Genomic DNA, 23,610 nt, shown 5'->3' with positions numbered 1-23,610 from the left:
AAAAATGTCGAACCGCCCTTAGAGCCTGCCCGGCCCCAAGGAAAGACGGCTAGGAAGAAGCTCGCGGAAGGTCAGATGATGCCGCCGCGATCCTCGAGGAAGTCGCTGTCGCTGCGGCGGCCGTTGCCTTGCTGGACCGGCGCGTCCTGACGCGCGGCGGCCTTGGCGGGCTTGATCTCGGCCTCGCGGATCGTCCGGCGGGGTTCGCTTTCGGGCTTGAACGCCTCCCAGATGATCGACGCCTTGGGATCGGTGCCCGGCCAGCTGCCATAGACGCGGCGGCCCGACTGGCGGTCGATGCGCACCATGCGGATGCCCTTGGGCGCGCTGAACGGGATCGGCTGGCGGTCGTCGAGCCCGACGAGCGCAAAATCCTTGAAGATCGGCGCCGCGAGGCTGCCGCCCTGCGCATAGCCGCCCATCGAGCGCGGCTGGTCGAAACCGATATACATGCCGGCGACGACGTCGGGGGTGCCGCCGACGAACCACACGTCGTTCGGGCCAGAGGTCGTCCCCGTCTTGCCGAAGATCGGCACGCCCAGGTCGCGCAGGCGCACCGCGGTGCCGCGCTGGACCACGCCTTCGAGCATATGGACGACCTGATAGGCGGTAAGCGGATCCATCAGCTGCTTGCCCGACTTGGCGAAGCGCGGCATCGGGCGGCCGTCCCAATCCTTCTTGTTGCAGCCGACGCAGGGTTTCCAGCCCACCGGAAAGATCACCTTGCCGCGGCGGTCCTGGACATAGTCGATCACGCGCGGTTTGAGCTCGCGGCCGTGGTTGGCGAGCATCGCGTAAGCATTGGTGATTTTTTCGACCGTGGTCGAGCCCGCGCCGAGCGCGGTCGAGAGATAGGGTTCGTGCTCGCCGATGCCCATGGTGCGAATCGTGTCGACGACCGGTTCCATGCCGACCTGGCTTGCCGCGCGCACGGTCATCAGGTTGCGCGACTGTTCGAGGCCCCAGCGCATCGTATGTTCGCCGCTGCCCCCCGCGCCGCCGAAGTTGCGGAAGCATTTGTTGCCGAAGCGCGCGCCCTGATAGACGCAGAAGCTGCCGTCGACGATCATCGTCGCGGGGGTCATGCCATTGTCGAGCGCGGCGGCATAGACGAAGGGCTTGATCGTCGAACCCGGCTGGCGTTCGGCCTGCGTCGCGCGGTTGAAGGGCGACAGGCGAACGTCGAAACCGCCCTGCATCGCGAAGATGCGGCCCGAATGCGGGCTTTCGGCGACGAAGCCGCCCGACACCTCGGGAATGTTGCGCAGCGCATAGCTGCCGCCGCCGCTCGCCTTGACCGCGATCAGGTCGCCCGGGCGCATCGCCGAGAAGGCGCTGCCGCCGGTCTTGCGATAGCCTTGGGTCGCGGCGCTCGCGGGCAGGCGGCCGGTGTCGCCGTTGGCGAAGCCGATGCGCGCCTCGCCGGCGTTTTTCGAGATCACCGCGGCGATCCGCCAGCCGTCGTAGTCGATGCCGATGAAGCTCGACGCGAGGCGGCTCTGCCACTGGTCGTCGGCCTCGATCGTCGCGATCGGCCCCGACCAGCCCTTGCCCGCGTCGTAGCGGAGCAGGCCCTTGCGCAGCGCACTGGTCGCCGCCGCCTGCATCTTGCCGTCATAGGGCGTGCGCACCCAGAGGCCCCCGGCATAGGCGCTGTGGGGGCCGTCCTCGGCGGTTTCGCCGAACTGGCCGATCAGCTGGCGCCGCACCTCTTCCATATAATAGCCGCCGACCTGCGCGACCGCGGTGTTGCCGCTGCTGGTGAGGCCGAGCGGCATCGCGCGCGCGGCGTCGCGCTGCGCGGGGGTGATCCAGCCATTGTCCTCCATCGAACCGAGCACGAAATTGCGGCGCGCGACCGCCTCGGCCTCGTTGCGCGCGCGGCCGTATTTCTCGGGCGCCTTGGGCAGGATCGCGAGGAAGGCCATTTCGTGGAGCTGGAGCTGGTCGACATCCTTGTCGAAATAGGCGCGGCTCGCGGCCTGGACGCCGAAGCTGCGGCGGCCGAGCGGGATTTCATTGAGATACAGCTCGAGGATCTGTTCCTTGGTCAGCGCATCCTCGATGCGCATCGCCAGGATCGCCTCGCGCACCTTGCGGCGATAGCTGAGCTCGTTGGTGAGCAGCAGGTTCTTGGCGACCTGCTGAGTGATCGTCGAGGCGCCGACGGGACGGCCGCTGCTGCTGAGGTTGGTGACGATCGCCGACGCGATGCCCGGATAGTCGATGCCGCCATGGCTGAAGAAGGTCTTGTCCTCGGCGGCGAGGAAGCTGCGCACCAAGAGCTGCGGATATTCGCTATATTCGAGCTGGACGCGGCGTTCGCGCGCATAGGCATGCACCGGCTTGCCCTCGGCATCGCGGACCATCGTCGGCAGCGGCGGCTCATAATCGCGCAGCTGCTCGACCGAGGGCAGGTCGCGCGCGAAGATCAGCCAGATCAGGAACAGGCCAAGGAGGCCGGTGAGGACGAGATAGCCGAGCCAGCGAAACCAGCGGCGCGTCCACATCGAACGAAACCAGCCGACGACGGCATTGCTGTCGCGGCGCAGACGATAGCGGAAGTGGGACGTGGTCTCGGCGGCCATATCGGCAAGCCTCTATCGCCTGTGCGGGTGAAAGGGAAGTATGGTTGCGGTGGGGAGATTCTCCCCTCCCTGCAAGGGAGGGGCCGGGGGTGGGTCGCGACGCCGGAGGCGGCGCTACGCCCTATCTAGATGGAGCAAAGCTCGCTTCGCTCGCACCCACCCCTAACCCCTCCCTTGCAGGGAGGGGAATTATCTGGCCCGGCCTCGCGCACTCACCGGCCAGATGGCGATCAGCGTCTCGCCCTCGACGACATGATATTGATCGTAGAGGTTCACGGTGGGGTCGCAGTGCGGGACGGTGAGCGTCACCGCGTCGCCGGGGGCGAGCGTCTCGCCGATGCCGGGCGAAATCAGCGCGGCATGTTCGTCGCCCATGAAGGCGAAGAAGGCGCTCTCAGGCGCGCCGCGCCGCACGACCGCGACGCCGCCGTCGGTCGAGAGCGACTTGAACCCCGCGTCGATCGTGACGAGGCCGCTGTGGTTGGCGCTTACGACGCGCGCGTCGACCCCGAGCGAGGTTTCGAACGGAACCGCATCGTCGCCGGTGAGGTCGCAGTCGAGATATTGCTTGTCCATGAAGACATAAGAGCCCGTCTGCAGCTCGGTGAAGACGCCGAGGCCAAGGTCGATGCGGTGGGTGCCGGTGCCCGAGCCGGTGACGATCGCAGGCGGGTGGCCCGCGTCGGCCAGCGCGGCGATCACGGTCTGGAGATAGGCCGTGCGCTCCTCGATCGCGGCGCGGCGGTCGGCATAGGCCTCGATATGCTGCTGCGAGCCGCAGTAGAACTGGACGCCGCGGTAGTTGAGGTTCGGCAGCGCCGCGATCGCTTCGGCGAGTGCGACCGCGGATTGCGCCGAGGCAACGCCGGTGCGTGCGATGCCGGGGTCGATGTCGATGATCACGTCGAGCTTGGTTTCCAGCGCGGCGTCGATGCGCGCGGCGACTGCGGAGTGATCGACGACCGCCATCAGCCCTTCGGCTTGGCCCGCCAGCGCCGCGAGCCGTTCGATCGCGCGCGGCGCGGCGACGGGCGAGGTGATGAGGATGCCGGTGATGCCTCCTTCGGCGAGCACCTCGGCCTCGCCGATCTTGGCGCAGCAGACCCCCGCTGCACCCGCGGCGAGCTGGCGCCGGGCGATGTCGACGCTCTTGTGCGTCTTGGCGTGCGGGCGCAGGCCGACGCCATGCGACGCGACCAGCGCCGCCATCGCGGCGATATTGCGGTCGAGCGCTTCGACGTCGAGCACCAGCACCGGCGTGTTGAGGTCGGCGCGGCTGCCCTGCCGGCCGACCAGATGGGCGTGCAGTGTCAAATCGTCGGTCATGAAAATAGCGCCTCGACATGGGGGTTGAGGAATTTGCCGTCCGGATCGGCGGCGCGGCGGACGCTGCGGTAGCGTTCGGCCATCGGATAGAGCGCGTCGATATCAGCGCGGGCCAGCGTGTGGCGCTTGGCCCAGTGCGGGCGACCGCCATGGGCGCGGAAGATTGCCTCGGCATCCGCGAAAAGGTCCTGCCAGGGCATCTTGGCATATTGGTGCATCGAGATCGCGGCGACCGGCCCCGCGTTCATCGGGCTCATCCAGATATCGTCGGCGGCGACGGTACGATATTCGAAAGGGAAGGTCACGGCCAAGCGTTTCTTCCTGATCCAGCCGACCACCTCGGCCAGCGTGTCGAGCCCGGCGGCGCGCGGCATTTCATATTCCATTTCCTCGAAGCGGATCGTGCGGTCCGACGGGAAGATCGCGTGCGCGGGACCGAGGCGGCGGCCGTTCATATTGGTCTTCATCATCCCGCGCTGGAGCATGGGGGTCAGGAAGGGCAGCTTCGCTGCAATATCCAAAACGCGGCGGAACGCCGTCTCCTCCATGTCGGTGGTGCTCGGCGGCGGGTCGCAGGGGTCGCAAGGGTCGAGCGTCTTCAGGATCACATGATCGGCATGGGGGAAGAACCAGAACTCGATATGGCGATGCTGCGCCGCGAGCGCGTCATAGCTTTCGCGGATTTCATCCCAGCGGCGCTTTTCGATGCGTTCGGAAAGGTGGAAGGCGGGAACGAGTGACACCTCAATCTCGGTCGCGATGCCGAACATGCCGAGCGACAGCCGCTGCGCCTGATAGAGGTCGGGTTCGGTCCCGGTGTCGCACCAGCGCGCCGCGCCGTCGGCACCGATCAGGCGGAAGCCCCGCGCCATTGTGGCGAGGCTGCCGAGGTCGACTCCGGTACCGTGGGTCCCCGTCGCCATCGCACCCGCGAGCGACTGCGGGTTGACGTCGCCCTGGTTGGCGAGCGCGAGGCCTTCGTCCCACAGCGCGGCGGTGAGCCGCTTGATGCTCCAGCCCGCGGGGATGCGTGCGGTGCGGCGGTCGGGGGCGACGGTGATGCTGCCCGGGAGCGCGTCGAGACCGAGGATCATTTCGTGCGATTCGCACAAGGGCATGAAGCTGTGCCCGGCGCCGGTTGCGCGTACTTTCGTGGCATTGCGGACGCGATCGGCGAGTTCGTCCTCGCTCGTGGGGCGGGTGACGGCGACGGGCGCGGCGACGCTGCCCGACCAGTTACTCCAGCCCATTCCGCTCTCCCTCGTCATCCCGGACCTGATCCGGGATTCGCCTTTTCCTTCAGGAAGGCAGGCCCCGGGTCAAGCCCGGGGTGACGGCAGCGGATTGGAGGGAGGTCAGTTCGACGCGATCTGCCGCGCGAAGTGGACCTGCACCGCCTGGCGCACGCCGCGCGCGATCTTTTTCTGGCCGTCGGCCGAGGCGAGGAAATCGGCGTCGCTTTCGTTCGAGATGAAGCCGGTTTCGAACAACACCGACGGCGTGTCGGGCGCCTTCAGCACCACGAAGGAGGCGAAGCGGTGCGCGGTGGTGCGGAATTTGACGTCGTCCGACGCCTCGCGCTGGAGCAGCCGCGCGAAATCCGACGCGACGTTCATCGTCTCGCGTTGCGTCAGGTCGAGCAGGATCGACGACACGTCGCTGCTGTGCGCGCCGAGATCGACGCCGTTGATGATGTTCGCCTTGTTCTCGCGCGCCGCGAGCCGCGCGGCTTCGCGGTCGGAGGCCACCTCGGACAATGTGTAGATCGACGCGCCGCTCGCCTGCTGGTTCTCGGCCGCGTCGGCGTGGACCGAGATGAACAGGTCGGCCTTCAGCCGCCGCGCGATGCCATAGCGTTCCTCGAGCACCAGATAGCGGTCGTCGCCGCGCGTCAGCGCGACGCGGACGCGGCCCGACGCGACGAGATCGTCGCGGATCGCTCGCGCCAGCGCCAGCGTGATGTCCTTTTCGCGCTTGCCGCTGTGCGGGCTGATCGCGCCCGGATCGTGCCCGCCATGGCCGGCGTCGATGACGACGAGCGGCAGGCTCGGATTGTTCGGCCCCTCGATCCTGGGCAGCGCGACCGCGGGCTTCGGCTTGCCGATCGGGACGGTCACCGAATAGCGCTTCTCGGGCGGCTTGGCACGAAACTGTGCCGGCGGCTGGAGTTCGAGGCGCGGGCCGCGCGAGGCACGGCGGAATTCGTCGGCCGACACCGGATCGAGCTTGAACGACAGGCTGCGCCCGTCGGCGGCGAAGCGCGCGTTCGAGACGAGCGCGGGCGCCGCGAGGTCGAGCACGACGCGCGCGGTGCCCGGACCCTGCTGGCCCTGGCGCACGCTGCGCACCAGCCCCGCGCCCTGCGGCGAATGCCCCGCCTCGGCCCCCGAAATGTCGAGCGCGATGCGGTCGGGACCCGCGAGCAGCAGCGTCGAGGCACCCGCGACCAGATCGTCGAAGCGCACCGTCACCTCGCCCTCACCGATCTCGATCGCGCCGATATTGCCCGCGAGCACCGCGGGCGTCGCAAGCAGCGTCGAGAGGAAGAGCGGGAGGAGCAGCATGGCGCGTTTATGCCGCGAGCGGCGGCGGTCGGTCCAGTCTTTATCCGAGAACATCCAAGGCCACCTGCGGGTCATCACGATAAACCGGTCATTAGGGATGCCCCGTCAAGTCGCGGTGAACCGGCAGGGTTAACCGGCAATTCAGCACGATTCGGCCGCGCGCGGCCCCGCGCCCCCACCGGCGCCCCTTGCCGACGCCTTGTCGCCACACCATTTTTTGGGTCGGGCGGTTGCCGTTGGCGAGCACCGATGCTAGCACCGCCCACGCTGACGGTGTCATTCCTGACCCGCCGGGCCTTATGCGGGGAACGCGCCCGTCCGCAGCGGACGGCAGCCATCCCCCGGCGCCCGGCAAAACAGGCATGGCGACCTGCCGTCGGCCCACCCCGGATGCACGGGGCAGCGAAAGAAGATCGGACATCTGGTCGATTCGCGCTGACCGGGCATCCCCGAACAGGTTGATGCCGCATGAGGCTTGCCATGCCCTCTTTCGATCGCGACGCCGGCGCTTTTGCGTCCGCTGCCGCGTCGGGAGACCGCATGCGCGTCCAGAACCGGACGCGGGCCGCACAAGGCAATAACGTCTTTTTCCGTTTGAACCCTATCGACCGCAGCCGTTCCGCAAGGACGGCCGCGGCCTTTTTTGTTGGCGCGCCACGGCGCGCCTGGAGTGATAATAATGACCACGCGCATGTTGATCGACGCGCGGCACCGGGAAGAAACCCGTGTCGCCGTCACCAAGGGAAACCGCATCGAGGAGTTTGATTTCGAGTCCGCCGAGCACAAGCAGCTCAAGGGCAATATCTATCTGGCCAAGGTTACCCGTGTAGAACCGTCGCTGCAGGCGGCCTTCGTCGAATATGGCGGCAATCGCCACGGCTTCCTCGCCTTCAGCGAAATCCATCCCGACTATTACCAGATCCCGAAGGAAGATCGCGAAGCCCTGCTCCGCGAAGAGGCCGAGCATGCCGCCGCCGCGGCGCAGCGCGCCGAAGAGGATCTCGACGAGCTGGAAGGCGATGTCGCCGAGGTCGAACGCCACGACGAGGACGATAATGGCGACGCGCCGCGCCCCGAAACCGTCGGCGAGGATGCCGAGGGCGACGAGGACCATGGCGATGACGACCATGGCGACGCCGAAGACAATGGCGACGCCGAGGACGGCAATGGCGAGGCCAGGGACAATCGCGGCGACCGCAAGGGCCGCGGGCGCGGACAGGGCGGCCGCAAGGGCGGCCGGGGCCGCGGGCGCCGCCGCGACGAGGACGAGGACGGCGAAAGCCGCATGTCGCTCCGCCGCCGCTACAAGATCCAGGACGTCATCCGCCGCCGTCAGGTGATGCTGGTGCAGGTCGTCAAGGAAGAGCGCGGCAACAAGGGCGCGGCGCTGACCACCTATCTGTCGCTCGCCGGCCGCTATTGCGTGCTGATGCCGAACACGATGCACGGCGGCGGGATCAGCCGCAAGATTTCGAATGGCGCCGATCGCCGCAAGCTCAAAGCCATGATCGACGAGCTCAACCTGCCGCCGACGATGGGCTGCATCGTGCGCACCGCGGGGATGAGCCGCACCAAGGTCGAGATCAAGCGCGACTTCGACTATCTCGCGCGCGTCTGGGACGAGATTCGCGAGAATACGCTGGGGTCGAGCGCGCCGGCGCTGATCCATTCGGACAGCGATCTGGTGAAGCGCGCGATCCGCGACATCTATCACAAGGACATCGAGGAAGTGCTCGTCGAGGGCGACGAGGGCTATAAGGCGGCGAAGCAGTTCATGAAGCTGCTGATGCCGAGCCACGCGCGGCGCGTGAAGCAATATGCCGACCCGGTCTCACTCTACCAGCGTTACGGCGTCGAGGACCAGCTCGCGGGCATGCTCAACCCCGTCGTCCAGCTGAAATCGGGCGGTTATCTGGTGATCAACCCGACCGAGGCTTTGGTGTCGATCGACATCAACTCGGGCCGGTCGACGCGCGAGCATAATATCGAGCAGACCGCGCTCAACACCAACCTCGAGGCCGCGCACGAGATCGCGCGCCAGCTGCGCCTGCGCGACATGGCCGGGCTGATCGTGATCGACTTCATCGACATGGATCATGGCTCGAACGTCCGCAAGGTCGAGCGCGCGATGAAGGATGCGCTGAAGAACGACCGCGCGCGCATCCAGATCGGCCGCATCTCGGGCTTCGGGCTGATGGAGATGAGCCGCCAGCGGCTGCGCACCGGCGTGCTCGAAGCGTCGACGCGTCCCTGCCCGCATTGCGAAGGCACCGGGCTGGTCCGCACCGCTTCGTCGGCGGGCCTCAGCGCGCTGCGCATGATCGAAGAGGAAGCCGCGCGCGGCAAGGGCAGCAAGATCATCCTGCGCGCGAGCCAGGAAGCGACCTTCTACCTGCTCAACGAAAAGCGCCGCGAACTGCGCGAGATCGAGGAGCTGTACGGCGTCAGCGTCGAAATCCTGCCCGACGGCGAGACCGAGGGCGCGCGCATGGCGATCGAGGTCGGCGGTCCGCCGCCCATCCAGCGCCGCAGCTTCGCCCCGATCGTCGAGATCGAGGAAGAGGACGACGAAGAAATCTTCGACGAAGAGGAAGAAGAAGAAGGCGAGGAAGCCGAGGCCGAGCGTCCGCGCGAACGCCAGAGCGAGCGCGAGCGCGAGCGTGACGGCGAGGAAGGCGAAGGCGACGGTCGCAAGCGCCGCCGCCGCCGCCGCCGCGGTCGCCGCGGTCGCCGCGACGAAGAGGGCAATGAAATCCCCGAAGGCGAAGCCGCGAACGACGACGAGCCCGAAGCCGAAGGCGGCAACGATGAGGCGGTAGCCGAGGAAGCGCCCGCCGAGACCGTCGAAGTCGAGGCAGGTGCCGAAGCCAAGCCCCGCCGCCGCCGTGGCGGACGCGGACGCAAGGTGAAGGACGAGGCCGTCGAAGCCGAGGCCGTCGAAGCCGAAGAACCCGCGGTCGAAACCGCCCCCGAGCCGGTCGCCGAGGAAGCGCCCGCCGCCGAGGAGAAGCCGAAGCGCAAGCCGCGCCGGACCAAGGCGCAGATCGCCGCCGAGGAAGCCGCCGCAGCGGCCGCCGTCGAGCCGGTGGTCGAAGCCGAGCCGGTGATCGAGGCCGAGCCGGCTGTCGAGGCCGAAGCCGAACCCGCCAAGCCCGCGCCGAAGAAGCGAGCGCCGCGCAAGGCCAAGGCCGCGGCGTCCGCTGCCGCGGAGGAAGCTGCGACCACATCCGACGTGGCCGAGGCCGGCGAAACACTTGCTGCAGGGGCCGAAGAGGGCCCTGAAGGCGAGCCGCGCCGCGGCTGGTGGCAGCGCACGTTCGGCAACTGATTGGCGGCAACTGATCGGCGGCAACCGGTCGTATCGTCGTGATCGACCTTGCGTCCGGGCGCGCTGAACCCCACAAGGCCTCCATGGCTTCAGTCGAGGTTCAGGCGCCCGGCGCAAGGACGCATCCCATGAATTTCTCCGCACCGCGGCATTTCCTGCGCGCCGGCGTCTGGCGCGCGTTCGTCCGGCTGCTGGTGACGGCGATCGTGCTCGTCGCGGTCGCGGTGCGCCCGGTGGCGGCGCAGTCGATCCTGCGCGATGCCGAGACCGAAGCGCTGCTGCAGGACATGATGGACCCGCTGCTCGTCGCCGCGGGGCTGCAGCCGGGGCAGGTGCGCGTCCACCTGCTCGGCGAGCGCAGCATCAACGCCTTCGTCGCGGGCAGCCAGGACATCTACGTCTTTTCCGGCCTGATCGAGGCCGCGGGCAGCGCCGAAGAGGTGCAGGGCGTGCTCGCGCACGAGCTCGGCCATGTCATGGGCGGCCACGCGATCCGGATCAACGACGGCGCCAAGGCAGCAACGGGCATCTCGCTCCTCAGCCTGCTCCTCGGTGCCGCGGCGATCGCCGCGGGCGGCGGCGAAGCGGGCATGGGAATCCTGATGGCGGGGCAGCAGGCCGCGCTCGGCAAGTTCCTCGCCTTCAGCCGCGTGCAGGAATCGACCGCCGACGCCGCCGGCGCGCAATATCTGTCGACAGCCGGGATCAGCGGGCGCGGCAGCCTCGCCTTCTTCAAGCGGCTCCAGAATCTCGAATTCCGCTATGCGGTGAAGCAGGACGACGACCAGGCCTATGGCCGCACCCACCCTTTGTCGGGCGACCGCATCCAGGCGCTGCGCGAAAGCTATATGGTCGACCCCGCGTGGGAAAAGCCCGCCGACCCCGAGATCGAGAAGCGCTTCCAGCGCGTGAAGGCCAAGCTCGAAGGCTATATCGCCGAGCCCGAACGGACGCTGCGCAAATTTCCCGAAAGCAACACGAGCGTGCCGGCGCGTTATGCGCGCGCCTATGCCTGGCACAAGAGCGCCTATCCGCAAAAGGCGCTCGCCGAGACCGAGGCGCTGCTCAAGACCGACCCGAACGACCCCTATTTCCTCGAGCTCGAGGGGCAGGTGCTGCTCGAATCGGGACGGCCGAAGGAGGCGATCGCGCCGCTCCGCAAGGCGGTCGCGGGGTCGCGCTCGCAGCCGCTGATCGCCGGGACACTCGGCCATGCGCTGATCGCCACCGAGGAGCCCGCGAATTTCGCCGAGGCCGAGGAGGTGCTCAAGACCGCGGTCGCACTGGACAACCAGAATCCCTTCGCCTGGTACCAACTCGGCATCGTCTATGCGAACAAGGGCGATCAGGCGCGCGCCGCGCTCGCCTCGGCGGAACGCTACAGCCTCGAGGGTGGACAGGCGATGCTCGCGCTGCGTAACGCCGACCTTGCGATGCAGGGCCTGCCCGAGGGGTCGCCCGACTGGATTCGTGCACAGGATATTTCGCTGGTGTCGCGCGCCGAGGTGGAACGCGAGCGCAAACGGCGCTAGATTCGGGCGAGCGAATTGGGGAATGCGTCGCACCGGCGATGCATAAGGGCAACAAGTGACTGATAGAAAAGACGATTATTACCAGCCGTGGCTGCGCGACCCGGCGCCGTCGGCGGCGCCCGCGCCGGCAGAACCGCTGCGCGCCGCGCCCGACGCCGGTCCCGATGGGGGCCTCGCCAAGCCACGCGAGGTGCCGCCCATCGGCCTCGACGTGTCGCGCTATCCCGCCGAGGAACCTATGCCCAAGGCACCGGTGGTCGACACCGACCGGCTGAAGGCCGGCGCAAGCGGGCTGTGGAAGGCGATCAAGGGCCGCAGCGGCGCCTTTGCCGACTGGACGATCCGCGTCGGCGAACGCGCCGACATCCCTGCGCGCGTCGAAGCGATGGAAATCCCGCGCCGCTCGCGCGAACTCGCCGGGCGCGCCGCCGATAGCGCCGCGCGCGCCGCCAAGGCGGCCGGGCGGGGCACCGCGCGCGGCAGCGCCGCCGCCGCGGCGGCTAGCGCCAAGGCGTGGGACAAGATGGCGCTCGGCGAGAAGGTCGGCAAATTGTCGAGCGGCGCGCAGCGCGGGCTGGGCGAGGTCGCGGGCAAAGCCGGCGACGCGCTGGGCCAGGCCGCGAAAGCCGGCAAGGAAAGCCTGGGCGAAGCCGCGACCAAGCTGCGCCCCGCACCGCGCGAAGATGCCGCGCCGCCACCCTCGGGGCTCGAACAATTGCTCGCGCGCGAGGAAGCCGAGGCAGCGGCGAGCGCTGTGGCGGCCAGGCCCGCCGCGCCCGACCTGCCGCTGTTCGCGGGCGAGCCGGGGATCGAGCTCGCCGCGCCGAAACCGGCGGCGGCGAAGCCCGCCAAGGCCGCGAGCTCGACCCCGCCGCCTTCGATTTCGGCGCCTGCCGCCGACGACCGGACCCCGCATCGCGCGCGCCCGGGGGGCGGCAATGGCGGGGGCAGCGGTGCCAGCGGCTTTGCCCTTCCCGCACCCGGCTGGGCCCTCGCGCTCGGCGCCGTCCTGCTGCTCGGCGCGACCTTCTGGCTCGGCGGCCGCTTCGGTGGCGGGCTGTCGAAGAGCGAGGTCGAGACGGTCGTCGCCGACTATATCAAGGCGCACCCAGAGATCATTCCCGAGGCGCTGGAGGCGCAGCGCGACCGCGAGATGGCGAAGGCGATCGACGCGATTCGTCCAGCGCTCGAAAAGCCCTATGCCGGCGCCTGGGCGGGCAATGCCGACGGCGATGTGACGCTGACCGTGTTCACCGACTATGCCTGCGGTTTCTGCCGCGCCAGCCTGCCCGACATCGACCGGCTGGTGCGCAGCGACCGCCGCGTGAAGGTGGTGTTCCGCGAACTGCCGATCATCTCGCCGCAGAGCCGCGACGCCGCGATCATGGCGCTCGCCGCCGCGCGGCAGGGCAAATATGACGCCTTCCACCACGCGATGTTCAAGGCGCCCTCGCTCGACGCCGGCGCGATCGCCGCGGCGGCGGCGAAGGCGGGCGTGGTCACCGACGGCAGCGCCGACGCGACCGCAAATGAAGCGCTGTTCCAACGCGAGCTCGACAGCAACCTCGCGATCGCCAGCCAGCTGCAGCTGAACGCGACCCCGACCTGGGTGATCGGCGACCAGTTGCTGCAGGGCCAGATCGGCTACGACGGGCTGCGCGACGCGGTCGCCAAGGCGCGGGCGAAAGGCTGACGCGATGAGCGCCGGACCTGCGCACGTCTCCATCACCAGGGCGGTCCGCAACCCCGAGCTGATGGAAGCCGCGCTCGCGCTCTACGAGGGGCGGCTGCACGACGCCGAGCCCGTGCTGAAGGCGCATCTGAAGCGCGACCCGTTCGACGTCGCCGCGATCCGCATGCTCGCCGAGCTGGCGGCGCGGATCGAGCGCTACCGCGATGCCGAGACACTGCTCCGCCGCGCGCTCGAACTCGCGCCCGAATTCCTCGCCGCGCGCTCGAATCTCGCGACCATACTCCACCGCCAGGGCCGGTCGGGCGAAGCGGTCGAAGAGCTGGAACGTCTGCAACAGCTCGACCCCGACAACCCCACCAACACCAATCTGAAGGCCGCGGCGCTGGGCCGCGTCGGCGAGTTCGACGAGGCGCTCGAGCTCTACGAACAGGTGCTCCAGAGTTTCGGCAAGCAGCCGAAGATCTGGATGTCCTATGGCCATATGCTCAAGACGGTGGGGCGACAGGCCGACGCGGTCGCCGCCTATCGCATGGCGCTGGAGCTGAAACCGACGCTCGGCGAAATATGGTGGAGCCTTGCAAACCTCAAGACGCTGAAGTTCGAGGACGAGGATATCGCGGCGATGCGCGCCGCGCTCGATACGGACGATATCGGCGCGCAGGACCGCTTCCACCTGCATTTCGCGCTCGGCAAGGCGCACGAGGACCGCGGGCAGGCCGCCGCGGCGTTCGATCATTATGCGACCGGCAATGCGCTGCGGAAGGAATTGCTGCCCTATGATGCCGAACAGACGCGCGCCGCCGTCGATCATGCGATCGCGCTCTACACCCCCGAATTTTTCGAAGCGCGCCGCGGGCATGGCGCCGCATCGGGTGACCCGATCTTCATCGTCGGCATGCCGCGCGCCGGATCGACGCTGATCGAGCAGATATTGTCGAGCCATTCGATGGTCGAGGGCACGATGGAATTGCCCGACATCCCCAAGCTTTATGGCCAGGCGCGCGGCATGGGCGGCGTCGCCAAGCTGTCGGCGGACGACGCGCGTGCGCTCGGCGAGCAATATCTGCACGACACATGGGTCCAGCGGAAGAGCGACAAGCCCTTCTACATCGACAAGCTGCCCAACAACTGGCTCCATGCCGGTTTCATCCGGCTGATCCTGCCGAACGCGAAGATCGTCGACGCGCGGCGCCACCCGATGGATTGCTGCTTTTCGAACTTCAAGCAACATTATGCCCGCGGGCAGGCGTTCAGTTACAGCCTGTCCGACATGGGCCGCTATTATGCCGACTATGCCCTGCTGATGGATCATTTCGACCGCGCGATGCCCGGCCATGTCCACCGGGTGTTCCACGAGCGGCTGATCGACGACCTGGAGGGCGAGGTGCGCGCGCTGCTCGCCTATCTGGACCTGCCGTTCGAGGCCGCGTGCCTCGATTTCCACACCAACGAGCGCGCGGTGCGCACCGCCAGTTCGGAACAGGTGCGGCGGCCGATCAACCGCGACGGCGTCGGCCAGTGGCGCGCGATGGAAGAATGGCTGGATCCGCTGGTCGACGCGCTGGGACCGGCGCTGACGCAATATCCGGCAACCCCCTAAGGCGATTGTTGCAATTTTGTCATAGTGGCTGCGAAACGGCGATCGCGGATGACCATTTCGCGGGCGCGCGATTGACGGCGCGGTGAAACTGTTCAAGCTTCGCTTTCCGCCGCAGCAACGGCGATCGCACATATGAGGGGGGTCTTTTATGCGGGTCCAATTTTCGCGCCGCGCGCTGCTTCTGGCATCGCTGTCCGGCACGGTCCTGTCGGCCACGCCGGCGCTGGCACAGGACGCCGCCGCCGCCGACACCGGCAATGACGACGAGATCGTCGTCACGGCGCAGAAGCGCGAAGAAAATCTGCAGGATGTCCCGATCAGCATCCAGGCGCTCGGCACGCGCAAGCTCGACCAGCTGAACGTCGCCAATTTCGAGGATTTCTCGAAGCTGCTGCCCAGCGTCTCGTTCCAGTCGAGCCAGCCGGGCGTGACCACCGTCTATATGCGCGGCGTCGCGAGCGGCGGCGACGGCAACCATTCGGGCTCGCTGCCCAGCGTCGGCGTCTATCTCGACGAACAACCGGTGACGACGATCGGCGGCACGCTCGACGTCCATGTCTATGACATCGCGCGCATCGAATCGCTCGCGGGTCCGCAGGGCACGCTCTACGGCGCCTCGTCGCAGGCGGGCACGATCCGCATCATCACCAATAAACCGAGCACCAGCGGCTTCGAAGGCCGCGTCGACGGCGAGCTCAACAGCGTCAAGAGCGGCGGCGTCGGCGGCAAGGTCGAGGGCATGATCAACGCCCCGATCAGCGAGATGGCGGCGGTGCGCGTCGTCGGCTGGTACCAGCGCGATTCGGGTTACATCGACAATGTCCCCGGCACGCGCAGCTTCCTGCCGACCCCGGGCGGCATCACGGTCAACAACGCCGCCTTCGTCGAAAAGGATTTCAACGACGCCGAAATCTATGGCGGCCGCGCCGCGCTGAAGGTCGACCTCGACGACAATTGGACGGTGACCCCGACCGTCCTCTACCAGAAGCAGACGAGCAGCGGTGTCTTCGTCCAGGATCCGCTCGTCGGCGACCTGCAGGTCCAGCGTTTCTATCCCGACCAGCGGAGCGACAAGTTCATCCAGGCGGCGCTGACGATCGAGGGCAAGATCGGCAATTTCGACCTGACCTATGCCGGCGCCTATCTCGACCGCAAGACATACCAGATCAACGACTATACCGATTATGCCGAGGCCTATGACGCACTCTATGCCGATTATGGCGGCCTTGCCGGCTATTTCTATCTGGAGGACAATGGCGGCAACGACATCGACCCGCGCCAGTTCATCATCGGGACGGACCATTTCCGCAAGATGAGCCAGGAAGTGCGCGTGTCGTCGCCGCAGGACGAGCGGTTCCGCGTCGTTGCCGGGCTGTTCTACCAGCGCCAGAGCAACGAGATCCACCAGGACTATATCGTCCCCGGGCTCGCGAGCGCGCTGTCGGTCAACGGCCGCCCGGGCACGCTCTGGCTCACCGAGCAGAAGCGCGTCGACAAGGATTATGCGGCGTTCGGCGAAGCGAGCTTCGACATCACCCCGACGATCACGCTCACCGGCGGCGGGCGCTATTATAAATATGACAACAGCCTGATCGGCTTCTTCGGCTTTGGCCGCAATCCCAACGGCCCGCCGTTCAACGGCGCGGGCAGCTCGCGGACCGGCGTCGCCGGCTGCTATACGACGACGGGCGCGATCCTGCGCGACAATCCCGGGGGCACGCTGCTCCCCGCCGCGGTGCCGGGCGGACCCTGTACCAACCTCGCCGATTTCGTGAACGGCGGCCTGATCCCGAAACGCACCAAGGACACGGGTTTCACCCACCGCGTCAACCTGACGTGGAAGCCCAGCGAAGATGTGATGACCTATGCGACCTGGTCGCGCGGCTTCCGTCCGGGCGGCATCAACCGGCGCGGGACGATCGCGCCTTATGACGCCGATTTCCTGACCAATTACGAGCTGGGCATCAAGACGACGCTGGCCGACGGCAGGGTCCGCCTGAACGCGGCCATCTATATGCAGGACTGGAAGCGCTTCCAATTCTCGTTCCTGGGCGAGAACAGCTTTACCGAGATCCACAATGGTCCGAACGCGCGGATCAAGGGGATCGAGGCGGATATCAACATCCGGGCGACCGACGGCCTGACCTTCACGGCGGCCGCCTCCTATACCGACGCCAAGACGCGCAACAATCTGTGCGATATCGACGATCCGACCTATCAATGTACCGATCCCGGCAATTCGATCGCCGCGATCAAGGGAACGCGCCTGCCCGTGACGCCGAAGTTCAACGGCAATGCGACGGTGCGGTACCAGTTCCCGGTCGGGCCGGGCGAGATGCATTTCCAGTCGGTGATTGCGCATCGCAGCTCGGCCACCCCCGACATCCGTGTCGCCACCGCAACCGCGCTGGGCCGGATCGAGGGATCGACGACGGTCGACTTCGCCGCCGGGTTCGAATGGAGTTCGTACAGCTTCGAGCTGTTCCTGCAGAATGCGTTCGACGAGCGCGCCCAGCTGGCGCGCTTCTCGAACTGCGGCCAGTGCGACGGGCGCGTGCAGGTGTTGGTGAACCAGCCTCGGACGATCGGGGCGCGATTGGGCGCCAAGTTCTGATCGGGTGACCGAACCGCAAACAAACAACGAAAGGCCGAGCCAAAAGCTCGGCCTTTTGATGTGCGTCGCGCTCGGCATGGGCAATATGATCGGGTCGGGGGTGTTCCTGCTCCCGCGCGACCTAGCGCCCTTGGGATGGAATGCGATCATCGGCTGGGGGGTCTCGATCGCGGGGACTTTGTGCCTCGCGGTCGCCTTCGCGCGGCTCGCCAAAAGACTGCCGACCGGCTGCGCGACCTATACCTATGCCGCCGCCGCCTTTGGTCCGGGCACTGGCTTCATCGTCGCCTGGAGCTATTGGATCAGCTGCTGGACCGTCGTCGCGACGCTCGCGGTCGCGGCAATCAGCAATTTTTCGATCCTTTTCCCGTCGCTGGCCAAGGGCGGGGCAATGACCGCGCTGATCGCGATCGGATTCATCTGGCTGTTCACGCTGATCAACCTGATGGGGGTACGCCGGGCCGGCGGGGCGCAGCTCGTAACCCTCGGCCTCAAGCTGATCCCCGTCGTCGGGGCGGTCGTCGTTGCGCTGTGGCTCTATGCGTCCGGCGACGCGCCGACCCCGACGATGGATGGCACGCAGCCGGTCAGCCTCGACAATATCGGCGGCGCCGCGACCTTGACGCTGTTCGCGCTGCTCGGCTTCGAAAGCGCCTGCGTCGTCGGCGACCGGGTGCGCGATCCCGAGCGCACGATCCCGCGCGCGACGGTGATCGCGGCTGCCGCGACCGGGCTGCTGTATCTCCTGTCCTGCACGACGGTCACCCTACTCCTCCCGCTCGAAACGCTCGAAGCATCGAATGCTGCCTATGCCACGTTTTTCGGGACGCTGGTGACCCCCTCGGCGGGGCAAGCGGTGGCGCTGTTCGCGGCGATCGCCGCGCTCGGCGCGCTCAACGGTTTCGTGCTGCTACAGGGCGAAATTCCGCGCGATCTTGCGCATCGCGGCCTGCTTCCCCCCGTCTTCGCGCAGGACAATCGATTCGCGGTGCCGTGGGTGACGCAGATCGTGTCGAGCACGCTCGCCAGCGTCGTCGTCTATGCCAATTATTCGCGCGGGCTGGCGGAATTGTTCAAATTCATGGTGCTGGTGACGACCTCGACCGCGATTATCTTCTACATCGTCGGAGCGCTCGCGGCACTGAAGCTCGAACGCAGCGGCGAGATCAGGGCCTCGCCGGTCTTTGTCGGGCTGACGCTGCTCGGTTTTCTTTACAGCTGCTGGGCCTTTTACGGTGCCGGGTGGGATGCGAGCCTGTGGAGCATCGGCCTGACCGCCGCGGGGCTGCCCATCTATCTTGCGATGCGCCGGGCGCGGCCCGCTACGGCCTGAAAACTTGCCTCGGCATGCAAAATCGCCTATCGGCGCGGTCCCACTGGCCCGGATTCGGGCTTTTTTGGAGACGTGACGTGTCGGACCGCCGAAACATTCAGGGTTTGAATCCCTGCGGCATCCGCTCGCTGTCGTAGCGCGTTTTTCCTGACGCGGTGCGCCCCGGGCGCTGCCGCAATTTTCCAACCCGCGATCATCACTTCTGCCGCCGGGCGCCGTGCGTCCGCCGGCCGCAGGCAGGACTTTATGTTGTACGACAGCCATTGGGCGCGTGCGCTGGCGCGCGCCATCGCCGCGGATCATCCGGGCAAGACCAAGACCGGCCGGGCGCTGCTCGGCTGGGCCCGCGCGCGCGCCGACGCGCTCGGGCTCGACGAGAAAAATATCGCGCGCGCCGCGCTGCTGGCGGAGCCTACGGTTCCGCCCGCGGATGCGCGCGAGGATGAGGGCCTGGTGCAGGCCAGCCGGCTGGCAGACGCGCTCGAGCTGCCCGGCGCCGAACGCGCGTTGCTGCTGCTCGCGACGGCGCTCGACCGCGCCCCGCTGACCCGCAGCCTCGAGCAGCTGATCGGGACCGAGAAGCTCGACATGGAGGCGCTGGCGGGCGCGGTCACCGGGATCGCACCGCACGCGCTGCGCCGCACCGAGGTGGTGCGGCTCGACCTCGTCGGGCGCTGGACCGACAAGAGCGGCGGGGTCGAGTTCGGCCTCTGCTGGGCGTTCGAGCGGCTGCTCGACGCGCCGCCGGGGCGCCACGAAAGCCTGCTCGACGGCCTGCTCGGCGCACGGCAGGTCGCGCGCCACGCGCTCGAGGATTTCCCGGCACAGCGCGGCGACGCCGAGCTCGCGACCCGGCTGCTGCGCGGGGCGATCGACCGCGGCGCGCGCGGGATCAACATCCTGATCCACGGCCCGCCGGGCACGGGCAAGACCGAGCTGGCGCGCACGCTGGCCGACGCGGTCGGCGAACCGCTGCACGGCGTCGGCGAGGCCGACAGCGACGGCGACGAGCCCAGCCGCTCCGACCGGGTCGCCGCGCTGCGGCTGGCACTACGCACGCTCGAGAAGCGCGGGCGTGCGCTGCTGCTGTTCGACGAGATGGAGGATCTGCTCGGCAATGCGCAGATCGAGCAGGACGGCCGCGTGCGCCAGCGCGCGGGGTCGAAGCTGTTCGTCAACCGCATGCTCGAAGAGAATGTCGTGCCGGTGATCTGGACCTCGAACGCGGTCGCCGACGTCGATCCGGCGATCCTGCGGCGCTTCAGCCTGTCGATCCGCATGGACTTCCCCGGCGCCGCGCACAGCCCGGCGATGCTCGAACGGGTGAGCGCCGAGGAGAGCGTCGCGGTCGATCCCGCGCTCCAGGCGCTGGCGGCCACCGCGCCCGAAACCGCGTCGCTGTTCCGCGTCGCGGCGCGTGCGGCCGCGCTGGCTGGCGACGCCGCCAGCGCCAGCCGCTTCGCGGGGTCGGTGCTCGGCACGCTGCGCGGCGAGACGGTCGAACCGCGGCTGCCGGGCGCATTCGACGAGACGCTGCTCGCCGCCGACACCGACCTGCCCGCGCTGTTCGGCGCGCTGGCCCGCGCCGACGCGCCCGCCGATTTCTCGCTGCTGCTCACCGGGCCACCGGGGACCGGCAAGACCGAGGCGGTGCAGGCGCTCGCGCGGCGGCTGGGCCGGCCGCTGCACGTCAAGCGCGCGTCGGACCTGATGTCGAAATGGGTCGGCGAGACCGAGAAGGCGGTCGCCCGCGCCTTTGCCGAGGCGAAGCGGCAGAGCGCGATGCTGTTCTTCGACGAGGTCGATTCGCTGCTCGCCGACCGGCAGGGTGCGTCGCAGAGCTGGGAGGTCAGCCAGGTCAACGAGCTCTTGACCTGGATGGAGGATCATCCCCTGCCCTTCGCCGCGGCGACCAACCATGGTGCGAAGCTCGACCCCGCCTCGGCGCGGCGCTTCGTGTTCAAGGTCGAGATGCGGGCGCTTGACGCCGGGCGCGCGCGGCGCGCATTCGTCCATTTCTTCGGCCGCGAAGCGCCGGCAGCGCTCGACCGGGTCGGCGAGCTGACGCTCGGCGACTTCGCGGTCGTCGCGCGGCAGGCCCGCTTTACCGGGTCGATCGAGGATTCCGCGCTAGTCGAACGGTTGCGGCGCGAGCGCGCGGCGCGCCCGGCGATGCCACAGCCCATCGGTTTCGGGTCAGACGCGCCACTTCGGCGCGAAGAAACCCCGATCGCGTAGCACCACCTCGGCGGCATTATGGCCCGGCGCACCGGTCACGCCGCCGCCGGGATGGGCGCCCGCGCCGCACATATAGAGGTTCCGAACCGGGCCGCGATAACCGCCGTTGCCGAGCACCGGGCGCGCGGCCCACAGCTGGTCGAGCGTCATATTGCCGTGCATGATGTCGCCGCCGATCAGCCCGAACTTGCGCTCGAGGCCCTTGGGGCTGAGGCGGGTCTGGCCGACGATGCTGGCGCGGAAGCCCGGCGCGTGGGCTTCGACGGTGTCGATGATCGCATCGGCGGCGGCTTCTTCTTCGTCGTCCCAGTCGCGACCGTCGGGCAGCTCGGGGGCGAATTGCTGGCAGAAGAGGCTGGCGACATGCTGGCCCGGCGGCGCGAGACCGTCGTCGACGGTCGAGGGAATCAGCATCTCGACGATCGGCTTCTTCGACCAGCCATATTGTTTGGCATCGAGGAAGGCGCGGTCCATATAGTCGAGCGTCGGGGCGAGGATGATGCCCGACTGGTGATGTTCGCCGGGCCCGTCCTTTTCGTTATGCGGGAGGCAAGTGAATTTGGGCAGCTCGCTGAGCGCGACATTCATGCGGAAGGTACCGCTGCCCGCCTTGAAGCCGCGGATGCGGCGCTGGAAGTCGCCCGGCAGGTCGGACGCATCCATCAGCCGTTCGTAGAGCAGTTTCGGGCCGACATTGGCGATCACGCGCGCCGCGGCGATTTCCTCGCCGCCGACGAGCTTGACCCCGACCGCCTTGTCGCCGTCGACCAGCACCTTCTCGACCGGGCTTTCGAGGCTGATCTCGACGCCGAGGTCGCGGCAGACCTTGGCCATGATCTCGGTGATCTTGCCCATGCCGCCGACGCTGTGGCCCCACGCGCCCTTCTTGCCGTTCACCTCGCCGAAGACATGGTGGAGGAGCACATAAGCGCTACCCGGCGTGTCGGGGCTGGCATAATTGCCGACGACGGCGTCGAAGCCGAAGGCGGCCTTCACCGCTTCGCTTTCGAACCAGGCATCGAGCATCGTGCGCGCCGACTTGGTGAAGAGGTCGAGCACGTCGCGCTGCTGCTCGAGATTGAGGCCGGCGAAGCGCCGCCCCTGCCGCGCGCCGTCGATCAGCGTGCGAAAGCCTTCGCCGACGTTGGGGGGCACGCGCAGCGCGAGGTCGCGGAGCAGTTCGGCGACATTTTCGAGCGCGTCATAATATTGGGGCAGCACATCGGCGTCGTGGTTCGAGAATTTGCGGAATTCGGCCTGGGTGCGTTCGAGCCCACCGCCGAGCTTGAGATAACCGCCATCCTCCTGCGGCAGGAAATTGCTGATCGGCCGCTCGATCACGCGATAGCCGTGATCGGCGAGCCTCATGTCGGCGATCACCTTGGGCTGGAGCAGGCTGACGGTGTAGCTCGCGACCGAGTTGCGGAAGCCCGGCGCGAATTCCTCGGTCACCGCGGCGCCGCCGACGACGTCGCGCGCCTCGACGATGCGCACCTTCAGCCCCGCCTTCGCGAGATAGAAGGCACAAACGAGGCCGTTGTGGCCGGCGCCGATGATCAGCGCGTCATAGGCTTTGGTCATGAAAATTCTTTCGCAAGCGGGGATTGGACATGCTGGCGGCCGAAACCGAGGCCGAGAATGCGGCCCGGAATGCGGCGCAGAAGCGGGATGCGGTCGAGCAGGCGGACGGCGAGCGGCACGCGCGTGATCTGGCCGCGCAGCATCGGTTCGATCACGCGCTGGTGCGCGAACCGCTGGATCGCCTGCATCCGCATCGTGGGTTTCCAGCGGCGCTCCTGCACCTTGGCAAGCAGCGGATCGGGATCGGCGCCGGCGGCGAGCGGGGCGGCGAGAATATTGGCGGTCGCAACCGCATCCTGCACCGCGAGGTTGATGCCGACCCCGCCGACCGGCGACATCGCATGCGCCGCATCGCCGATCGCGAGCAGGCCGGGGCGCGACCAGCGGGTCAGCCGGTCGAGTGCGACGGTGAGCAGTTTGACGTCGTCGAAGCTCTGGATCGCATCGATCCCGGCGGCAAGGCCGGGGGCGATGTCGACGATCTTGTCGCGAAAGGCCGCGATGCCGCGCGCCTCGATCGGGGCGAAGCCGCCCTTTTCGATGATCTGCGCGCATTGCCAATAATCGCCGCGCGAGATGGCCACGACCATGCCGCCCTTGTCGATCGTGCCGAGCGCGACCTCCGCCATGTCCATGCCCGCGGGAACGGGAATGCGGAACCACAGCACGTCCATCGGCGCGCCAAGGTCCTCCAGCGGCAGGTCGGCGGCGTCGCGCAGCACCGAGCGGCGCCCGTCGGCGGCAATGACGAGCCGCGCGGGCAAGATTGCGCCGCTCGCGAGCATCACGCCGCTGACGCGGTTCGCGGCATCATAGGTGAGCCCGGTCGCCTCGGTCGACATGCGCAGGTCGAAGGTCGGGTATTTCCGCCCCTGCCCCGCAATGAAATCGAGCAGATCCCATTGCGGCATCATCGCGACGAAACGCGCGGCGACGGGCAGATGCTTCATGGTGGCGATCGTATAGCGCCCGCCGAGGAGGTTGAGCGTCATCGTGTCGATCGCGGCGTGCGGTTCCTTGAGCAACTCTTCGAGCAGACCGATTTCGTGGAACAGCTCAAGCGTCGAGGGGTGGACCGTGTCGCCGCGGAAATCGCGGAGGAAATCGGCGTGCTTTTCGAGGATGGTGACGAGCACGCCCGCGCGCGCGAACAACAGGCCCGCGACCATGCCCGCGGGACCGCCGCCGACGATGATGACCGGATCGCTCATAC

The 23,610-nt window shown here is 67.9% G+C and carries 13 protein-coding genes; 7 read left to right on the top strand and 6 right to left on the bottom strand.

Annotated features, from left to right (window positions below; all coding sequences use genetic code 11):
- Window positions 1-71 precede the first annotated feature (71 nt).
- From AC1RNQ_RS20700 to AC1RNQ_RS20685, 4 genes are all read right to left on the bottom strand, one after another.
- On the bottom strand, window positions 72-2,588 hold the full coding sequence (locus tag AC1RNQ_RS20700; RefSeq protein ID WP_493174279.1) for a penicillin-binding protein 1A: 2,517 nt from the start codon (window positions 2,586-2,588) through the stop codon (window positions 72-74).
- A 189-nt stretch (window positions 2,589-2,777) separates the two neighbouring features.
- Window positions 2,778-3,914 (bottom strand): DSD1 family PLP-dependent enzyme, encoded by a 1,137-nt coding sequence (locus AC1RNQ_RS20695; RefSeq protein ID WP_493174278.1) that lies wholly within the window; start codon window positions 3,912-3,914, stop codon window positions 2,778-2,780.
- The gene (locus AC1RNQ_RS20690; protein ID WP_493174276.1) at window positions 3,911-5,164 is read right to left on the bottom strand and encodes a D-arabinono-1,4-lactone oxidase; all 1,254 of its coding nucleotides are present in this window, start codon (window positions 5,162-5,164) and stop codon (window positions 3,911-3,913) included. Before AC1RNQ_RS20690 ends, AC1RNQ_RS20695 begins: the two co-directional genes overlap by 4 nt.
- 105 nt (window positions 5,165-5,269) lie before the next feature.
- Window positions 5,270-6,532 carry an N-acetylmuramoyl-L-alanine amidase gene (locus AC1RNQ_RS20685; RefSeq protein WP_493174275.1) on the bottom strand — a complete coding sequence of 421 codons (1,263 nt, stop codon included), beginning with the start codon at window positions 6,530-6,532 and terminating at the stop codon, window positions 5,270-5,272.
- A 625-nt stretch (window positions 6,533-7,157) separates the two neighbouring features.
- On the opposite strand from AC1RNQ_RS20685, the gene AC1RNQ_RS20680 reads away from it, so the two are divergent.
- From AC1RNQ_RS20680 to AC1RNQ_RS20650, 7 genes are all read left to right on the top strand, one after another.
- The gene (locus AC1RNQ_RS20680; RefSeq protein ID WP_493174273.1) at window positions 7,158-9,806 is read left to right on the top strand and encodes an Rne/Rng family ribonuclease; all 2,649 of its coding nucleotides are present in this window, start codon (window positions 7,158-7,160) and stop codon (window positions 9,804-9,806) included.
- Window positions 9,807-9,934: 128 nt separating this feature from the next.
- Window positions 9,935-11,338, top strand: coding sequence for a M48 family metalloprotease (locus tag AC1RNQ_RS20675; RefSeq protein WP_493174272.1), 1,404 nt, complete (start codon window positions 9,935-9,937; stop codon window positions 11,336-11,338).
- 55 nt (window positions 11,339-11,393) lie between these two features.
- Window positions 11,394-13,031, top strand: coding sequence for a DsbA family protein (locus AC1RNQ_RS20670; protein ID WP_493174270.1), 1,638 nt, complete (start codon window positions 11,394-11,396; stop codon window positions 13,029-13,031).
- Between the two features lie 4 nt (window positions 13,032-13,035).
- Window positions 13,036-14,631 carry a tetratricopeptide repeat-containing sulfotransferase family protein gene (locus AC1RNQ_RS20665; RefSeq protein ID WP_493174267.1) on the top strand — a complete coding sequence of 532 codons (1,596 nt, stop codon included), beginning with the start codon at window positions 13,036-13,038 and terminating at the stop codon, window positions 14,629-14,631.
- Window positions 14,632-14,779: 148 nt separating this feature from the next.
- Window positions 14,780-17,245, top strand: a complete 2,466-nt coding sequence (locus AC1RNQ_RS20660; protein WP_493174265.1) for a TonB-dependent receptor — start codon at window positions 14,780-14,782, stop codon at window positions 17,243-17,245.
- 58 nt (window positions 17,246-17,303) lie between these two features.
- Complete coding sequence (locus AC1RNQ_RS20655; RefSeq protein WP_493174263.1) at window positions 17,304-18,578, top strand: APC family permease; 1,275 nt, start codon at window positions 17,304-17,306, stop codon at window positions 18,576-18,578.
- Between the two features lie 246 nt (window positions 18,579-18,824).
- Window positions 18,825-20,816 (top strand): AAA family ATPase, encoded by a 1,992-nt coding sequence (locus tag AC1RNQ_RS20650; protein WP_493174261.1) that lies wholly within the window; start codon window positions 18,825-18,827, stop codon window positions 20,814-20,816.
- On the opposite strand, the gene AC1RNQ_RS20645 is transcribed toward AC1RNQ_RS20650, so the two are convergent.
- Together AC1RNQ_RS20645 and AC1RNQ_RS20640 are read right to left on the bottom strand one after the other, a co-directional pair.
- Window positions 20,775-22,397 (bottom strand): phytoene desaturase family protein, encoded by a 1,623-nt coding sequence (locus tag AC1RNQ_RS20645; protein ID WP_493174259.1) that lies wholly within the window; start codon window positions 22,395-22,397, stop codon window positions 20,775-20,777. The two genes, AC1RNQ_RS20650 and AC1RNQ_RS20645, sit on opposite strands and share 42 nt — an antisense overlap.
- A complete protein-coding gene (locus tag AC1RNQ_RS20640; protein ID WP_493174257.1) occupies window positions 22,394-23,608 on the bottom strand; it encodes an FAD-dependent oxidoreductase in 1,215 nt (404 codons plus the stop codon). Before AC1RNQ_RS20640 ends, AC1RNQ_RS20645 begins: the two co-directional genes overlap by 4 nt.
- Between the last annotated feature and the right edge of the window lie 2 nt (window positions 23,609-23,610).

The organism is Sphingopyxis sp. GW821-FHT12F08 (genome assembly GCF_058806755.1).
The sequence above is the reverse complement of the archived record's forward strand: the minus strand, read 5'-3'. Positions and strand labels throughout refer to the sequence as shown.